General features: G+C 61.9%; 13 protein-coding genes. 9 read left to right on the top strand and 4 right to left on the bottom strand.

Annotation, left to right across the window (positions count from 1 at the left end; translation table 11 throughout):
• Positions 1–22: 22 nt before the first annotated feature.
• Positions 23–2,644 (bottom strand): type I DNA topoisomerase, encoded by a 2,622-nt coding sequence (gene topA, locus BN1137_RS15425; RefSeq protein WP_050719450.1) that lies wholly within the window; start codon positions 2,642–2,644, stop codon positions 23–25.
• Between the two features lie 361 nt (positions 2,645–3,005).
• On the opposite strand from topA, the gene astB reads away from it, so the two are divergent.
• Positions 3,006–4,343 carry an N-succinylarginine dihydrolase gene (gene astB, locus BN1137_RS15430; RefSeq protein ID WP_050719451.1) on the top strand — a complete coding sequence of 446 codons (1,338 nt, stop codon included), beginning with the start codon at positions 3,006–3,008 and terminating at the stop codon, positions 4,341–4,343.
• 90 nt (positions 4,344–4,433) lie between these two features.
• Here the strand turns inward: astB and sohB are convergent, their stop codons facing one another.
• Positions 4,434–5,441: a protease SohB gene (gene sohB / locus BN1137_RS15435; RefSeq protein ID WP_050719452.1), complete on the bottom strand. Its 1,008-nt coding sequence runs from the start codon at positions 5,439–5,441 to the stop codon at positions 4,434–4,436.
• 233 nt (positions 5,442–5,674) lie between these two features.
• On the opposite strand from sohB, the gene BN1137_RS15440 reads away from it, so the two are divergent.
• Complete coding sequence (locus BN1137_RS15440; RefSeq protein ID WP_050719453.1) at positions 5,675–6,430, top strand: YciK family oxidoreductase; 756 nt, start codon at positions 5,675–5,677, stop codon at positions 6,428–6,430.
• 87 nt (positions 6,431–6,517) lie between these two features.
• On the top strand, positions 6,518–7,402 hold the full coding sequence (locus BN1137_RS15445) for a LysR family transcriptional regulator (protein ID WP_050719454.1): 885 nt from the start codon (positions 6,518–6,520) through the stop codon (positions 7,400–7,402).
• 70 nt (positions 7,403–7,472) lie between these two features.
• Here BN1137_RS15445 and BN1137_RS15450 read toward each other — a convergent pair whose 3' ends face one another.
• Entirely contained in the window at positions 7,473–8,645 is a 1,173-nt protein-coding gene (locus BN1137_RS15450) for an MFS transporter (protein ID WP_050719455.1), read from the bottom strand.
• A 162-nt stretch (positions 8,646–8,807) separates the two neighbouring features.
• Here BN1137_RS15450 and BN1137_RS15455 point away from each other — a divergent pair, with 162 nt between their 5' ends.
• Positions 8,808–9,950: a MalY/PatB family protein gene (locus tag BN1137_RS15455; protein WP_050719456.1), complete on the top strand. Its 1,143-nt coding sequence runs from the start codon at positions 8,808–8,810 to the stop codon at positions 9,948–9,950.
• A 157-nt stretch (positions 9,951–10,107) separates the two neighbouring features.
• Entirely contained in the window at positions 10,108–11,415 is a 1,308-nt protein-coding gene (locus BN1137_RS15460; RefSeq protein ID WP_050719457.1) for a TAXI family TRAP transporter solute-binding subunit, read from the top strand.
• Positions 11,416–11,524: 109 nt separating this feature from the next.
• Here BN1137_RS15460 and BN1137_RS15465 read toward each other — a convergent pair whose 3' ends face one another.
• A complete protein-coding gene (locus tag BN1137_RS15465; protein WP_050719458.1) occupies positions 11,525–12,433 on the bottom strand; it encodes a LysR family transcriptional regulator in 909 nt (302 codons plus the stop codon).
• Positions 12,434–12,602: 169 nt separating this feature from the next.
• On the opposite strand from BN1137_RS15465, the gene BN1137_RS15470 reads away from it, so the two are divergent.
• The 4 genes from BN1137_RS15470 to ygjK all read left to right on the top strand — a co-directional run bounded on the left by BN1137_RS15470 (position 12,603) and on the right by ygjK (position 18,111).
• Positions 12,603–13,859, top strand: coding sequence for an adenylosuccinate synthetase (locus tag BN1137_RS15470; RefSeq protein ID WP_050719459.1), 1,257 nt, complete (start codon positions 12,603–12,605; stop codon positions 13,857–13,859).
• Between the two features lie 237 nt (positions 13,860–14,096).
• A complete protein-coding gene (locus BN1137_RS15475; protein WP_050719460.1) occupies positions 14,097–14,642 on the top strand; it encodes a YbhB/YbcL family Raf kinase inhibitor-like protein in 546 nt (181 codons plus the stop codon).
• A gap of 4 nt (positions 14,643–14,646) precedes the next feature.
• On the top strand, positions 14,647–15,450 hold the full coding sequence (locus BN1137_RS15480; RefSeq protein ID WP_050719461.1) for a helix-turn-helix transcriptional regulator: 804 nt from the start codon (positions 14,647–14,649) through the stop codon (positions 15,448–15,450).
• 183 nt (positions 15,451–15,633) lie between these two features.
• A complete protein-coding gene (ygjK, locus tag BN1137_RS15485) occupies positions 15,634–18,111 on the top strand; it encodes an alpha-glucosidase (RefSeq protein ID WP_050719462.1) in 2,478 nt (825 codons plus the stop codon).
• The last annotated feature ends 30 nt before the right edge of the window (positions 18,112–18,141 follow it).

An 18,141-nucleotide genomic window follows, 5' to 3' on the forward strand; every position in this document is an offset into this window, starting at 1 on the left:
TCATTGTGTGAGCAATGGCAAGTCAGGATTTCTTGGCTTTGGCCAGGCTCTCCTGCCATTTTCCGTTGTCGTAGTGGGCGGTCCAGCCCGTTGCCTTGCCGTTGACCTCGGTCATCACGTACTGCTCCTTGGTCTTACGACTGAAGCGCACCACGGATGCGTTACCGTCAGGATCTGACGCCGGGGCATCGGCCAGGTACTGATGCTTGGGCGAGAGCCGGTCACGGAAACGCTTGAGCTCCTCAACCAGTGGCGCACGAGTCTCACGGGATTTCGGGAAGTTGCTGGCGGCGAGGAACAGGCCGGCGGCGCCGTCACGCAGCACGAAGTGCGCATCGGACTGGGTGCATTTGAGCTCTGGCAACGGCACCGGATCTTCCTTCGGTGGCGCGATATCACCGTTTTTGAGGATCTTGCGGGTGTTCTTGCAGGTCTCGTTGGTGCAGCCCATGTACTTGCCGAAACGGCCGTTCTTGAGCTGCATCTCGCTGCCACAACGGTCGCAATCGATGCTCGGCCCTTCATAGCCCTTGAGCTTGAACTGACCCTGTTCGATTTCGTAACCGTCGCAGTCGGGGTTGCGGCCACAGACGTGCAGCTTGCGGCTATCGTCGATGATGTAGGCATCCATGGCGGTGCCACAGATGGTGCAGCGGTGCTTGGCACGCAGCGCCTCGGTTTCGGCCTCGTCACCGTCGGTGGCGGAGACAAACTCGTCGGCGCTGACCAGGTTGATGGTCTTCTTGCAGCGCTCTTTCGGTGGCAGCGCATAGCCGGAACAACCGAGGAAGACGCCGGTGGTGGCGGTACGGATCCCCATCTTGCGGCCGCAATCCGGGCAGTCGATGTCGGTCAGCACCATCTGATTGGAACGCATGCCTCCCTCTTCCGCCGGCTTGTCGGCCTGCTCCAGCTCCTGGGTAAACTCGGCGTAGAAGGCGTCGAGCACCTTCTTCCACTCCAGGCTGCCTTCGGCGACGGCATCGAGCTTGTCTTCCATCTTGGCGGTGAACTCGTAGTTCATCAGCTCGACGAAGTTCTCCACCAGACGGTCGGTGACGATCTCACCCATCTTCTCGGCGAAGAAGCGGCGGCTCTCGACCCGCACGTAACCCCGGTCCACGATGGTGGAGATGATGGAGGCATAGGTAGACGGGCGGCCGATGCCACGTTTTTCCAGCTCGCGTACCAGCGCCGCTTCGGTGAAGCGGGCGGGCGGCTTGGTGAAGTGCTGACGGGGATCCAGCTTGACCAGTTTCAGGATCTCGCCAACTGTCACCGCCGGCAGCTGGTTGTCTTCGCCCTTGCGACCCATGGGTGGCAGCGCCTTGGTCCAACCGGCGAAGCGCAGGGTGCGGCCACGGGCCTTGAGCTCGAACTCGCCGGCCTTGACGGTCAGGGTGGAGGAGTCGTACTGAGCCGGGGTCATCTGACAGGCGACGAACTGACGCCAGATGAGCTCATAGAGCCGCATTGCGTCCGGCTCCATCCCTTCCAGCAGCTCGGCGGTAACCAGCACGCTGGAGGGACGGATCGCCTCGTGCGCTTCCTGGGCACCGGCCTTGGAGCCATAGAGTATCGGTTCGGCGGGCAGGTAAGCCGCGCCATACTGCTCACCGATGTATTCACGCACCGCCTCGACCGCCTCTTTGCTGAGGTTAGTGGAGTCGGTACGCATGTAGGTGATGTAACCCGCTTCATACAGGCGCTGAGCCATCATCATGGTCTTCTTCACCCCGAAGCTCAGCCGGGTAGAGGCCGCCTGTTGCAAGGTGGAGGTGATAAAGGGCGCAGACGGCTTGGAGCCGGTCGGCTTGTCTTCCCGGTTCACTACTTTGTAGTCGACCCCTTCCAGGGCGGCCACGGCGGCGAAGGTCTCGGCCTGGGTGACCGGCTTGAAGTCGGCGCCGTTACGGCTGACCACTTCCATGCGCAGGTCGGCGTTGTCGCCGGTCAGCAGATCGGCGTTGAGATCCCAGAACTCCACCGGTACGAACGCCTTGATCTCGCGCTCTTTATCGACGATGAGGCGCACCGCAACGGACTGTACCCGACCGGCGGAGAGACCGCGGGCCAGCTTCTTCCACAGCAGCGGGGAGACCATGTAACCCACCACCCGATCGAGGAAGCGACGGGCCTGCTGGGCATTGACGCGATGGATGTTCAGCTCGGACGGCTGGGCGAAGGCTTCCTGGATCGCGGTCTTGGTGATCTCGTTGAACACCACCCGCTTGTAGCGGCTGTCGTCACCGCCAATGATCTCGCGCAGGTGCCAGGCTATCGCCTCTCCCTCTCTATCCAAGTCGGTTGCGAGATAGATGGTGTCAGCCTTGGCGGCCAGACTCTGCAACTCGCTGACCACTTTTTCCTTGCCGGGCAAAATCTGGTAGTTGGCCTGCCAGCCTGCGGTCGGATTGATCCCCATCCTGGAGAACAGGGCGTTGCGATCCTTGGCAGCCTTCTCGGATTCGCTGAGCTTGATGCCGCGAATGACAGGTTTTTTGGGCTCATTGCTGGCACTGCCGCTGGTCGGCAGGTCGCGAATATGACCGACGCTGGATTTCACCACGTAGTCCTTGCCCAAATATTTGTTGATAGTCTTGGCCTTGGCCGGAGACTCCACTATGACCAGTGATTTGCCCATGCTGTAACTATTATCCTCATTGCACCCGTCGGGGTTGGTGTGCGGTTTTGTGGGGCTGTATAAGAGATTTGACGCTAAAAAGCAATCTTGGAGGCAAATTTGCTTGACCAGCCCGCACCGCATTGTCTCTTTATTTATTAATGCGAAGCCTGTGCGCGGGAAGCAACCGCTTTTTTGTTTTTATGCTATATCCCCCCCTTTTTTAGATTGGAAGTGACATATCCAACCGCCCTTGTTACATAAAAAACCAGCTTAGTTATCAGCTTGTTACGAAGCATGAAATCTCTTTATAATGGCCACATACCGCAGCTTTGTGCGCGGAAGGAACCGCTCTCCCTATAAAAATCGAAAGGATGTCATCATGAAGCACTTCGAGGTCAACTTCGACGGTCTGGTCGGCCCCACCCACAACTATGCCGGCCTCTCCTATGGCAACGTGGCCTCCCAGAGCAACGCCAAGGAAGCGTCCAATCCCAAGGAAGCCGCCAAGCAGGGTCTGCGCAAGATGAAGGCGCTGACCGAGCTCGGCATGGTGCAAGGGGTGCTGGCCCCCCAGGAGCGGCCCGATCTCGCCACCCTGCGTCGCCTCGGTTTTACCGGCTCAGATGCCAGCGTCTTGGCTCAGGCTGCCAAACAGGCCCCCGCCGTGCTGGCCGCCTGCTTCTCCGCCTCCAGCATGTGGACCGCCAACGCCGCCACCGTCTCGCCGAGCGCCGATACCCAGGATGGCCGCATTCACTTTACCCCCGCCAACCTGACCAACAAGTTCCACCGCTCCCTCGAGCCCGAGGTAACGGGTCGCATCCTGCGCGCCGTGTTCAATAACGATCGCCACTTCAGCCACCACCAGCATCTGCCGGAAAACGATCACTTCGGTGACGAGGGCGCCGCCAACCACACCCGGTTGTGCCGCGCCTACGGTGAGGCCGGGGTCGAGTTGTTTGTCTATGGCCGCAGCGCCTTCGACGTCTCCCAGCCCGCCCCCAAGCGCTACCCGGCCCGTCAGACCCTGGAAGCGAGCCAGGCTATCGCCCGCCTGCACGGCCTAGGGGATGAAAGCGCCGTCTTTATCCAGCAGAACCCGGATGTGATCGATCAGGGGGTGTTCCACAACGATGTGATCGCAGTGGGCAACCAGAACGTCTTGTTCTTCCACCAGCAAGCCTTCCTCAACACCGCCTCGGCGCTGGCGGAAGTGTGCGCCAAGTTCGGTGAGGGGGAGCTGCACTTTATCGAGGTGCCGACCGCCGAGGTGTCGGTGCAGGATGCGGTGAAGTCCTATCTGTTCAACACCCAGATCCTGACCCTGCCGAGCGGCGAGATGGCGATCATCGCCCCGACCGAGTGCCGTGACAATCCGGCAGTATCCGCCTACCTGGCCAAGCTGGTGGCCCTAGGCACCCCGATCAAGGGGGTGCATTTCATGGACGTGAAGCAGAGCATGCGCAACGGCGGCGGCCCCGCCTGCCTGCGGCTACGAGTCGCCATGAACGACGCCGAACTCGCGGCGGTCAACCCGGCCTGCCTCATCAACGATGGTCAGTTTGCCCGGCTGGATCAGTGGGTGGATAAACACTACCGCGACAGCCTGGCGCTGGACGATCTGCGCGATCCGGCCCTGGTGCTGGAGACCCGTACCGCACTGGACGAGCTGACCCAGATCCTGAAATTGGGCTCCGTTTATCCCTTCCAACGCTAAGAGTGTTAATAACGGCGCAACCGTGATTTCGCCATAGAAAAGGCCGGACTTAGTCCGGCCTTTTTCATTTCAACGAGCAGATCCTGGCAGTTACCGCCAGGAGCTCTGTTGCCACAACCGACCAAGCCCCGCTTCCAGCGCCTGGGCGCCCTGCTGGCCCAGCCTCTGGGTCAGGCTCTTGGGTTTGCGGTAGCTGATGCCTATCACCTTGTGGTGGCTGGATTGGGCCAGCAGGTACTCATCGCTGGTGCAGAGCGTATCCACCAGCCCCAGGCTCTTGGCCTGGCTCGCCAGCCAATGCTCGCCCGTGGTGACCTGATCGATGTCGAGGCTGGGTCTGTGCTCAGCCACGAATGCCTTGAAGCTGTCGTGGATGGCGCCGAGCTCCTCACGGAACTTCTCCCGGCCCAGATCATCGTTCTCACCAAACATGGTGATGGTGCGCTTGTACTGGCCCGCGGTGTGCATCTCGAACTCGATATCGTGCTTTTTGAGCAGCTTGTTGAAGTTGGGCAACTGGGCAATCACCCCGATGGAGCCGACGATGGCGAAGGGGGCTGCCAGGATCTGATCCGCCACGCAGGCCATCATGTAACCGCCGCTCGCCGCCACCTTGTCGATGGCCACGGTCAGCTTGATGTCCCGATCGCGCAGGCGTTGCAGCTGGGATGCTGCGAGGCCATAGCCATGCACCACGCCGCCGCCGGACTCGAGCCGCAGCAGCACCTCATCGCCGGGCTGGGCGACGCCTATCACAGCGCTCACCTCTTCCCGCAGGGAACTCACCTCTTTGGCGTCCATGCTGCCGTGAAAATCGATCACAAACAGGCGGCTGCGCTCGTCCTCTGCCTTGGCGCGCGCCTTGTGCTCGGCCTTGCGTGCCTTCTCGAGCTGCTTGCGCTGCGCCTTGCCGGCCAGCGCTGCCTGCAGCTGATCCCGTCCCCGCTCCAGCTCGCTGGAGAGATCGGTCACCACCAGCTCCCCCTTGCGAGCCTTGGGCTGACGGCTGCTGACCAGCATCAGGATGACGGCGCCGATGGCCAGCAGGAAGGTGAGAGTCTTGGCCAGAAACAGGCCGTATTCGGTCAAAAATGCCACGTGAAGCTCCGCTCAATGTTCGACTATGGGTCGGTTTTTTCACATTCTATGGAGTTTGCAGTGCGTGCGCAAAAACTCTGTCGCCGGGCCGGATAAAACCGCATCAGCAGTCACAACCCCTCTATTTTCTTCACATTTTTGCCGTCTCATACTGGTCAAGGGCGGGGCCGGATCAGTACACTGCCGTTTCGTTACTGCGCACCTATGCCACGAATTTGTTAACAGGAGTCCACATGCTCGATTATCAGGCCCCCCGCGATCTGCTCAAGGACAAGGTCATTCTGGTGACGGGCGCCGGTGACGGTATCGGACGCGAGGCGGCGCTCACCTATGCGGCCCACGGCGCCACCGTGATCCTGCTCGGTCGCACCAGCGCCAAACTCGAGGCGGTCTATGACCAGATCGAGGCCGCGGGTCATCCCCTGCCCGCCATAGTGCCGGTGGATCTGAAAGGCGCGACCAAGAGCCACTACCTTGGCATGGCCGAGACCTTCGCCCAGCAGTTCGGCCGCCTCGACGGCGTGCTGTTCAACGCCGGTCTACTCGGCACCCTGTCGCCGTTCGAGCACATTCAGGAGCAGGAGTGGGACGAGGTGATGCAGGTCAACGTCAAATCCGAGTTCCTGCTGACTCAGGCGCTGCTGCCGCTCATTCGCCAGACTGCGAAGCAGCACGGCGATGCTTCCATCGTCTACACCTCGTCCAGTGTAGGTCGCAAGGGCCGCGCCTACTGGGGCACCTACGCCATCTCCAAGTTCGCCATCGAGGGCATGATGGAGGTGCTGGCAGACGAGCTGGAAAACACCGCGGTGCGGGTCAACACCCTCAACCCCGGCGGCACTCGCACCAAGATGCGGGCCAGCGCCTTCCCAGGGGAAGACCCCCAGTTGCTGAAAACTCCGGCCGACCTGATGCCGCTCTATCTCTATCTGATGGGAGCCGACAGCAAGGGGCAGACCGGCCAGACTTTTGTTGCTCAACCTAAATAAATCAACAAACTAACCAGATAGGGTTAAATTGAATAAGGGTGCCAGCGGCACCCTGTTGAATCCCTTTAGCACCCCACAGGTTGAACTATGTTTCGTCCCAAGAGCACGTTTGAGCAATGGCGGATCTTTCAGGCCGTGGTGGACTGTGGCGGTTATGCCCAGGCCGCCGAGGCGCTGAACAAGAGCCAATCGTCCCTCAATCATGCGGTGGCCAAGCTGCAACAGAGTCTGGGGGTGGCGCTGCTGGAGGTGCGGGGACGCAAGGCGGTGTTGACGCCGGCGGGGGAGATCTTCCTCAAGCGGGCCCGCCAGCTCAGCCAGCAGATGGAAGAGCTGGAAAACCTGGCCAACAATCTGGAGCGGCAGTGGGAGCCGCAGATCAATCTGTATGTCTCTGTGCTGCAACCCAGGGAGCGGCTCTACCGCGCGCTGGCGCACTTTTATCCCCGCAGCCGGGGTTGCCGCATCAATCTGCACGAACGGATCCATTGCCACTTCAATGCGCTGCAGGTGGGGGATTTGATGCTCTCCGAACACCTGCCCCACGATCGCACCGGCCTGCCGCTGGATGAAGTCTGTCTGCTGCCCCTGTGCGCGGCAGCCCACCCCCTCGCCAGCCAGAGCGATGCCATCAAGGCCGAGCAACTGGGCAGTTATAACCAGATAAGCCTGCATCCCCCCATTCATCGCTCGGTCGACTGGAACGATGCGGACGATACCGGCTGGAAGGCGACTCACTACCACGAGGTACTCAGCATGCTGCGCCTCGGCCTCGGCTACGCCTGGTTGCCGCGCCATCTGGTGCAGGCGGAACTCGCCAGTGGCGAGCTGGTGGCACTCAATCTGGAAGGGGGCAGCGAGCGCTACCTCTACACCTACCTGCTCACCCCGTCAGTCGAGGCACTGGGACCGGCGGCCGAGTTGCTGCTGCGCTGCCTGCGCAACGAATACCAGGCCATCGAAGAGAAGTAAGTTTCAGCCCGTTCAGGCAGTATCATCTGCTGCCTGAAAGGGAAATTTCAGAACAAAACTCCACCAAACTCTACACGTTGGGCACCCGCCAGCAGGCGGCCAGCGCGGCCAGCGCCAGCACAGTCGCCACCATGAAGACCCCGTGAAAACTCCAGATCTCCGCCACTATGCCGGCGATAGCGCCCGCCATGATGGAGCCGGTGCGAATACTGTTGGCAAACAGGGTAGTCGCGACCCCGGCCCGGCCCGGCATCAGATCCTGGAAATAGGACATGCCGATACCGGCGACGATACCGATGAAGATGGCATTGAGCAGTTGCAGCCCGATCAGCGCCGTCTGGCTCGACAGGGTCACCAGCCCCACGTAGAAACCGACCCCGGCCAGCACCGCCAGCAACATCATGGGCCGCTTGCCAAAACGCCGGGTGTAGTAGCCCGCCAGCAGCATGAAGGGGATCTCCAGCGCCGCCGCCGTGCCCATCAGAATGCCCGCCAGCTTCTCTTCCAGCCCCAGCTCGCGGGTGATGTAGAGCGGCATGTTGATGAGATACATGCTGTTGCAGGTCCACATCAGGGTGGAGGCGATGAACAGCGCCCGTACGGAAGGATCCTTCCAACTGCTGACCCGCTCCCCATTCCCGCTGGACTTGGGCAGCGGCAGGGAGGGCAGCCAGCGCCAGACCACGAAGGCGCAGATGAGGTAGGCAAAGGCCGAGGCGAGATACATCACCTCGAAGCCATAGCCGATGGCGAGCGCGAAGGCGGCTGGCGGCCCTATCACCCAGGCGAGGGAGAACTGGGCCCGCAACACCGAGCTGAACATGTCGGCCCGCTTGTTGCGGCTGTCGGCATATTCCCGTGCCAGGGCAAACAGCTGGGGACTGGCGGTGGCGGTCAGGCTGGCCAGTACCACCCCCAGGCTCACCAGCAGCCAGTAGTTGCGATTCCAAGCAAACAGCAGGGAGAGCACTATGCCGGCGAAACAGCAACGCAGGATCAGCTGTTTGCGATCCCCCTTGCTGTCGGAGCGATGGCCGAGCCATTGGCTGATGAGGATGCCGATCACCGCGTTGACGGTGTAGAACAGCCCCACCAGGAAGGGGCGAACCTGCACCTCTTCGGCCAGAAACAGGCTCAAGGTCGGCACCTGTAGCGCCACCGCGACCCCGGTCATAAAGGTCACGGCCAGGAAAGAGAGGGATACGGGATCCGGCCTCTTGCGGGCGGCAGTCAATAAACTCATAGAGATACCATCGATAGGAAAGGTAAAAAGAAGCCAGGATCCGGCGACTGTATAAAATGACGGCGCTCATTTTATGTCACTATCAACAGCTATCTCAAGGCTTGCGAGCCCGCGTTCAAGTTCGTACATTGGTAGCCCATCTGGCCAGTACAAGGATTTCACATGTTTGATTTTGATCAGGAGATTGATCGTCGCGATACCATGAGCCTGAAATGGGACAAGTACAAGGATCAAGACGTGCTACCCATGTGGGTCGCCGACACCGACTTCGCCTCCCCGCCCGCCGTGATTGAGGCCCTGACCCAACGGGTGGCCCACGGCATCTTCGGCTACTCCCGTCCCTCCCCGCGCTTGATCGAACTCATCCAGACCCGGCTGCAGCAGCGCTACGACTGGACCATAGCGCCCGAGTGGATCGTCTTCCTGCCCGGGGTGGTGCCAGGTCTGAACCTCGCCTGCAAGGCCTGGAGCCAGCATGGCCGCGGCATCATCACCCCCAAACCTGTCTACTACCCCTTCCTGCAGGCGCCGGGTTTCAATGACCGCCCCCTGCTCACCGTGCCCATGATTGAGGAGGCCGGACGCTGGGTGCTGGATTTGGAAGAACTCGAGCGTCAGGCCCCTTCTGCCGATCTGTTGCTGCTGTGCAACCCGCACAACCCCGGTGGCACCGTCTTCACCCGTGAGGAGCTGCTGGCCATCGACGCCATCGCCGAGCGCCACAATCTGGTGATCTGCTCGGACGAGATCCACTGCGATCTGCTGCTGGACAAACAGGCTCACCACATTCCCTACGGCGCCCTCAGCCCGGCGGCGGCCGAGCGCTGCGCCGTGATGATGGCGCCGAGCAAGACCTTCAACATCGCAGGCCTGTGCTGCTCCTTCGCCGTGGTACCCAACGCCAGGCTGCGGCTAAAGTTGCAGCAGGCGATGCGCGGCATCAGTGCCGACGTCAACCTGCTGGGCTTCGTGGCAGCGGAAGCGGCCTACGAGGGTGGTGATGAGTGGCTCAACGAGCAGATCGCCTACCTGAGCGCCAATCTAGGGTTGATAGAGCAGGCGGTCGCCCGCTGGCCCGGCGTCACGCTGGCGAAAAATCAGGCCACCTACCTCGCCTGGATTGATGTAAGTGGGCTCGGGCTGGACGATCCCATTGCCTTCTTCGAGCAGGCAGGGGTGGGTCTCTCCTCCGGCGCCCAATTTGGCGATGGTCAGTTCGTGCGACTCAACTTCGGCTGCACCAGAGCCCGGCTGGTTGAGGCACTGAGCCGCATGGAGCACGCCATCACCAAGACCCGTCTCTGATAAACGCAGAGCGCCGCGCGGCTGCGGGTCAGCCGCGCCCATACATTGACCGGAATGGCCAAAGCCATTTTGGCTCACATCTGGTATAGATAAGATGTGACTCATGACGGGATGGGCCGAGCCCATCCCTTTTTATCCGCCATTGATCCGGTTCACTATGTACCCACTAGCCCTGCGCCACTTCTCACGCCTGTTACGTATCGCCCTGCCTTGGCTCGCGGCGGGACTGGCGCTGCCTCTGTCTGCCGCCCCGACCTACATTACCATCGGCACGGGAGCGCTGAACGGTGTCTACTACCCGACCGGTGGGGCCATCTGCCGCCTGCTCAATGAAGAGAGTGACCAGCATGGCGTGCACTGCACCGTGCAGAGCACCTCGGGCTCCCTCGCCAACCTGGCCGACTTGGCCAAGGGAGAAGTCCAGCTGGCCCTGGTGCAATCGGATGTGTTGTATCACGCGGCCCATGGCAGCGGCCCCTTCACCGGTCAGGCACCCGATGACCAGCTGCGTAGCCTGTTCAGGCTGCACCAGGAGTCGCTGACCCTGCTCGCCAGCGCCACCAGCAACATCAATACCCTGGCCGACATCGAAGGCAAGCGGGTCGATCTCGGCGGTCCCAACTCGGGCGACAGAGTCACCAGCCGGGCACTGCTCGATGCCATGGGCTGGCAGGAGAGCAGCTTCGCACCGACCCCTGCCACATCGGCTGGCAATCGGCTGGAGGGACTCTGCAACGGCACCCTGGATGCCGCCTTGATCGTCGCGGGACACCCCAATCAGGGGATTGGCGATCTGACCGGCCGCTGCAAGGCGCGTCTGATCCCCATCGAAGGGGAGCAGATCGACCAACTGCTCAAGCAGCATCCCTATTATCAGCGCAGCCGCATCGGCGCCAACCTCTACCCGGGCCAGACCAGCGGTATCAACACCTTTGCCGTGACCGCCGAGCTGGTGGCACTGGCCAGCCTACCCGCGGACGAGGTACGTACCATTCGCGACGTCCTGAGTTCCCGCCTCAAACAATTCACCCGCCTGCACCCGGCGCTGACCACCCTCACCCCCGAGACCATGCAGACCGACAACATAGTTCCGCCCCATCCAGGCATGCAGGATGCGCCCCCCGCGTCCACCCTGGTGCCCGGCGCCCTCGCCCCCTCGGGCGCCGCGGCAACGGATCCATCGGCCGCATCCACTGGCGACACTGGGGCCCCCTCTGTGGAAGGCTCTCCTGCCACGACGAATCCAGAGGCGGCAGGCGCCACCCTGCCGGCGGCGTCGGGCGCGGCAACAACCGACCCGGATGCCGCCAAGGTGTTGGAAGGAGCGGCGGTAGGCCAGGGTGATGCGCAAAGCGGCGCAAGCACAGTCGCTACCTCCTCTGCGGCTACCACGACCGAGCCGGTGGCGCCAGCGCCGAACCAGCCGAGCGGTGCCTTGCCGACCCAGGCCCCAGCCGCCCAGTAACCTGAGTGAGCGTAAGAAACGAGAGAGGCCACCCCAGGGTGGCCTCTCTCATGCCGCATGGGGGCGCCTACCGACGCGTTGCGGGAAGAAAGCGCTCAGTTCTCAGCCCTCAACTCTTGGCACTCGACAACTGATCCGGGCGCTGGATCTCCTCTTCCACCCAATGCAGCAGCTGCTTGATAGCGCGCGACAGCACCTGATTCTGGCGCACCACGTAGCCCAAGCTGGTGGCGGGGAAGTCGGTCAGCCGGGTCACAGGCGCACCGAGCTTGAGCCTGGGATGCAAGGAGAAGTCCGGCACTATGGCGACCCCGAATCCCGCCTCGGCCCAGTCGAGCTGCGCATCCACGCTGCCCACCTCCATGATGCGGCAAGGCGGTAATCCCAGGAGCGGCAAGGAGGGGTCGATCAGCGCCCGGGTGCGGGTGTCATGACCCAGCAAGATGAGGGTGGGCTCATCGAGGGGATCGCTCTCTCCCGCCTTGTGACGCGCCTGCCAACGTGCCAGCCCGTGGCCGAGGGTGCACCAGGTCACCTGCTGCAACTCGGTGTAGGACAAGGGCTCACTGCGCTTTTGCGCCATCACGAAGCCCAGATCCGCCCGCCCCGTCTTGACCAGTTCAGCCGCCTGATCCGAGGTGGTGTTGAACAGGGTGAGATCGATGCCCGGAAAGGCCTGCTTGAAGCGCTGGAACGGCTGGATCAGCAAGAGGCGCGACAAAATGTCACTGGCGGCGATGGCCAGGGTGCCCTGACTGTGCTGGTTCAGCGCATTGAGATCGGACTGGCACAGCTGCAGCTCCGCGATGGCGCGCTCGGCGCTTTGCAGCAGCCGCTCGCCGGCCTGGGTGAGCCGAAACGGGCTGCGCTCGATGAGCTTGACCCGGGTCGCCTGCTCCAGGTTCTTGAGGTGCAGGCTGACATTGGGCTGGGTCATGTGCAGCTCGGTGGCGGTCTGGCCGAAGTGCTGCAAACGGGCCAGAGTGACGAAGGTGTTTAACCAGTGAATATCCAACATGGGGTAACTCTCAGCCGCGGCAGACGCGGTATGGCGCGCCTTGGCGGGGGATTGCCGATAAATTGGCCATGATTATATGACTTCCTTATCGGAATTATAAAGATAATTAATTTTTCTAATCCACCCCAGCCTCCTAGGATGAACGCCTAACGTCTTAGGAGAATGAGTCATGTCGTCTATCGTAGTCGTAGGTGCTAACTGGGGTGATGAAGGCAAAGGCCGCATCGTCGATTATCTGGCAGGTGAATCCGCCGCCAGCATCCGCTTCCAGGGCGGCAACAACGCCGGCCACACCGTGGTCAACGATCTCGGCACCTTCAAGCTGCACCAGCTGCCGAGCGGCGTGTTCAACCCGGATTGCCTGGTTGTACTCGGCCCTGGCATGGTCATCAGCCCCGAGCCCCTCACCAAAGAGCTGGCCGAAGTGAAAGCCGCTGGCGTGACTCCCAAGCTCGCCATCTCCGACCGTGCCACCTTCTGCCTGCCGATCCACGCGCTGGAAGATACCCTGGAAGAAGTCCGTCTAGGCGACGGTGCCTACGGCTCCACCCGTCAGGGCATTGCCCCGGCTTACGGTGATCGGGTCATGAAAAAGGCCATCCTGGTGGGCTGGCTGAAACAGCCGGACGTGCTGGTCGAGCGCATTCAGTTCTTCCTCGACTGGAAACTGCCGCAGCTCAAAGCCCTCTACCCGAGCTTCGAGTTCAGCCAGACCGCCCAGGAAATGGCCGACTGGCTGCTGGAAGTCTCCACCCCGTGGCGTGATGCCATCTGCAACGTCAGCGAGCCCCTCAAGGCCATCCAGGCCCAGGGCGGCACTCTGCTGTTCGAAGCCCAGCTCGGCGCTGGTCGTGACCTCATCTACGGTGAGTACCCCTGGGTGACCTCCTCCCACGTCTCTGGCGCCTACGCCGGGATCGGTGGCGGCCTGCCGGCCCTGCGCCCTGAGCGCGTCATCGCCGTGGCCAAGGCGTTCAGTACCTCTGTGGGTACCGGCACCCTGATCACCGCCATGGAGAACCAGGAAGAGTTCCGCAAGTTTGCCAACGAGTTCGGCGCCACCACCGGCCGTCCCCGTGACATCGGCTACTTCGATGCGGTCGCCACCAAACAGGGTCTGGAAATCCAGGCTGCCAACGAGATCGCCCTGACCAAGCTGGACTGCCTGTCTGGCATGCCGGACTTGAAGATCTGCGTGGCCTACGAAGGCGCCAACACCGAGAACCCGATCTGGCCGCAGACCGCCGGTCTCAAGCCGGTGTACGAGTCCATGGAAGCCTGGAGCGAAGAGATCTCCCACATCCGCAAGTTTGAAGACTTGCCGACCGCTGCACAGCACTATGTGCTGCGTATCGAAGCCCTGCTGGGTGTTCCTGTGCCCATGGTCTCCGTTGGCCCGGGCCGCGATCAGATGATCCTGCGCTAAGCAGCAGAATCTTCTCGCAGCAAGATGTCAGAACCGGCCTCCTCGAGGCCGGTTTTTTTATGGGCTCCCGGTTGATGGACGCCCGGTATGCTCATTGACCCTCTTCCCCCTTCCTCAATAAAGTAGATACCTATCTGCTCACCATTTACCGCTAATGGCACAAGGTTGAGCAGTACTGTGAATTCCTGCCTGACTCCTCTCGCTAGACTGATCCCTCATCCATCGAAGAGCACCACCATGAAGATTGCCACCCGATCCACCCTGACAGCCCTGCTGTGCGCGGCCGCCCTACCCGCCGGCGCCATGACCCTCAGCAGCACCGACATCCACGAAGGCCAGCTGATGGACAAGTCCCTCAGCTTTAACGGCTTTGGCTGCAAGGGGGGGAATCGCTCGCCCCAGCTGAGCTGGCGGGATCTGCCAGCCGGCACCCAGAGCGTGGCCATCACCGCCTATGATCCCGATGCCCCCACCGGCAGCGGTTGGTGGCACTGGCTGGTGGTCAACCTGCCCGTCAGCCAGAATTCCCTCGCCAGCAATGCCTCCGGCACGCTCAAGCAAGGGTTAGAACTTAGGACCGACTTTGGCAACCAGGGCTATGGCGGCCCCTGCCCACCCGCCGGCCACGGCATGCATCGCTACCAGTTCACCGCCTGGGCCCTGCCCGAGGCGACCCTGGCGGTCAAGGCAGACACCCCGCCCGCCATGGTAGGCTACATGCTCAACGCCACGGCGCTCGGCAAGGCGACCCTGACCGCCACCTTCGTCACCCCCAAGGAGTAAGCCGATGAGCACCCCGTTGCTGCAACAGAGCCGTTATCTCGGGATCCGCCAGCAACCTCTTCACCGGGTGCTCATCTATGCGCCGACCGTCATCTGGGTACAGCAAGGGTACAAGCAGCTGTGGTGGCAGGAGCGGCGCCTGTCGTTTGACAAGGAGAGCTGGTTGCTGATCCCTGCCGGCCACCAGCTCACCTTCGTCAACCAGCCAGAGCAGGGCAAGTTCAGCTCCCACGCCCTGACCCTGCTGGCCCCGCCGCCGGCTGAGTGGCTGGCGGATACCGGCGCGCCCCTGCTCCCTGAGCCCAGACAAAGGGTCACTCCAGGACTCGCCTACTGCCACGAGCTCATCTGCGCCATGGGAGAACGCCGCCTAAGTAGCGCCGCCCAGATCCAACTGCTGCACGGCTTCTATGCAGAGCTTCGAGCGGAAGGCGCCCTTGGCCTGTTGTTTCCCGCCAGCACCATGAGCCTGGGGGAGCGGCTAGCCCGTTTTCTCAGCGTGGAGCCCGGCGCCGATCACAGCCTGGAGCGGTTGGCCCCCCACTTTGCCATGAGCCGCGCCTCCCTGGTGCGCAAGCTGGCCGCCGAGGGGCGCAGCTTCCGGCAGCTGCTGACCCAGGTACGCATGAGCCATGCCCTCACCCTGCTGCAGCGAGGACTGAGCCCGCTGGAGGCCGCCCTTGCCTGCGGTTACGATGCCCCCAGCCGCTTCGCCGCCCGTTTCAAGCAGGAGTTCGGCCTGACCCCTCATCAGTATCTACGTACCTGCCCCACGTCCGAGCCATCCCCACAAGTAAATAGTTACTAAAAATATACTCTAAGTAACATCATGTAACCTGGTGATCCACCTCACACACTCCCGTCTGAAGACTGTGATTCAGCTCCAATCTTTCCTGTCTTCTTGCCATACAATGGCATCCGCAAACGTTTTCACTAAAAAACAGATAAAAAATACTTACCTCAACCTACAAAACAGTAATTGGAGCGAGACATGTTTCGTAAAAGTTTACTTTCCGTCGCCCTCGGCGTCGCCCTGTTTGGCCTGACCGCCTGCAACGGCAATGATTCCAGCGCCCCGACCACAGTCACCCCGACCCTGGCGAGCCAGTATCAAGACGTGATCGATCGCAGCGGCACCCCGCTCCAGTTCCGAGATTTTGACAGCTACTCCAATCTCAAATACAACCCACTGCTGGATCTCGGTGCCTGGCACGGCTTCCTGCTGCCCGCCAGCGAGCACGAATGGGGTGGTTTCACCGGCCCCATGGTGATCGCCGAGGAGTACAGCCTGTTCTTCGCAAGCGAGCTGGACAAGCTGACCCTGAGCGACGAGAGCGGCCGTCAATACCCGCTCACCGCCGCCAGCAAGCACGATATCCATGCCATCCCGGGTGCGCTCATTCAGCGCTTCGAGTTCGAACCCTTCACCCTGGAGCTGGAGCTGCGCTACGGCGATGCCCGCACGGCGCTGGTTCGCACCCGCCTCATCAACAACCAGGACGCACCGCTGACCTTGAACCTCAGCTGGCAAGGTGAGCTGCTCAAGCAGTGGGATGCCAAGAAAACGGTGGCCGAACAGTACCCGGATTGGACTCGCACCATCAGCCAGAACGAGCAGGGCATAGAATTCCAGTTCGGCGAGCTGCGCAGCACCTGGAACATCATGCAAGGCGGCAGCGCCCGTTATCGTATCGATCGCACTCTGCCAACCCGCACCACCCTGGATGAGAAGGCGCTCGGCTATCTGAGCGAGGCCAGCCTCACCCTGGCAGCCAAAGGCCAGCAGGATCTGTTCACCCTGCAGAGCTATGTGCACTCGAGCGATGAGGCGAGCCGCTTCGAGCAGAGCCGCCAGGCCCTGCTGGCCAATCCCGCCAGCTATTTCGATGACTCCATTCGCCGCTGGGAAGGGTACCTCGAGCGCGGTCTCTCCAATCAGGGGATCGGCGAATCCGAGCGGCGCATCGCGGTCAAGGCGATGGAGACCCTCAACGGCAACTGGCGCTCGCCGGCCGGCGCCATCCTGCACGACGGGGTGACCCCGTCCAACACCGCCCGCTGGTTCGACGGCGTCTGGGCCTGGGACAGCTGGAAGCACGCCTACGCCATGGCCCACTTCAACCCGGAAGTGGCCAAGAACAACGTGCGTGCCATGTATGACTACCAAATTCAGCCAGACGATCCGGTGCGCCCCCAGGACGCCGGCATGGTGATCGACGCAGTCTTCTACAACAAGCTGTCCGATCGGGGCGGTGATGGCGGCAACTGGAACGAGCGCGACACCAAGCCACCCCTCTCCGCCTGGGCCATCTGGGAAATTTACAGCGCGACCAAGGACAAGGCCTTCATCGCCGAGATGTATCCGAAACTCCAGGCCTACCACGACTGGTGGTACCGAGCGCGGGACAACAACCGCAACGGCATCATCGAATACGGCGCAACCAAGCACGTCGAGCACAATGACGAGTTGGGCAATATCACCTTCAAGGTGCAGTACGCCAGCGTGCCGGCCGGGCTCGATCTCTCCAGCTGCACCACCGAGGGGGATGGTTGGTACGCCTGCGCGGGCATGCCGCTCTACCAGCAGGTACTCACCGTCGGCGGTTACAGCGACATGGACATCGGTGCCCAGCACGGCGCCGGCTGGGAGTCCGGCATGGACAACGCCGCCCGCTTCGGCTTTATCGAGCAAGATCAGCTGCAGCGCTACGCCGACAAGACCTATGGCGGTGACATTGCCAAGGCGCGCCAGGACTGGAACGTCGCCTTCTTCGAGAACCACGAGGACGACGGCAGCCTCATCGGCTTCTCCATCGATCAGGAGTCGGTGGAGCTGAACGCCTTCCTCGCCAAGGAGAAGCGCATACTGGCGGACATGGCAGATCTGCTCGGCAAGCTCGATGAGGCGAGCCGCTATCGCGAGGGAGCCACCCAGCTCGCCGGTTACATCAATACCTGCCTGTTCGATGAGGCCTCCGGCTTCTATTACGATCGCCAGATCCATCAGGGAGACGTGGCGGACGGCAACGGCTGCGTCGGCAAGCTGCTGACCGCCCGTGGCCGTGGCCCGGAAGGCTGGAGCCCGCTCTGGGCCGAGGTGGCGGATAAAGAAAAGGCCGCGCGGGTGCGCGAGGTGATGTTGAGCAGTCAGGAGTTCAACACCAAGGTGCCGCTCGGCACGGCGGCCCTGACCAACCCGGCCTATGACCCCAACATCTACTGGCGCGGCCGGGTCTGGCTGGATCAGTTCTACTTCGGGGTGAAGGGGCTGGAGAACTACGGCTATCGCAGCGATGCCCAGATGCTGGTCAACAAGCTGTTTGCCAATGCCGAGGGGCTGGCGGGCAGTGGCCCCATCCGCGAGAACTACAACCCGGAAACCGGTGCCATGCAGGGGGCCAGCAATTTCAGCTGGAGCTCGGCCCACCTCTATATGCTCTATCGCAACTTCCTTAAAAAGGAGGGTTAACACCTTCTCAGCGGTGATGAGCCAACAAAA

This window comes from Aeromonas tecta (genome assembly GCF_000820185.1).
In the GTDB taxonomy this organism is placed as follows: domain Bacteria; phylum Pseudomonadota; class Gammaproteobacteria; order Enterobacterales; family Aeromonadaceae; genus Aeromonas; species Aeromonas tecta.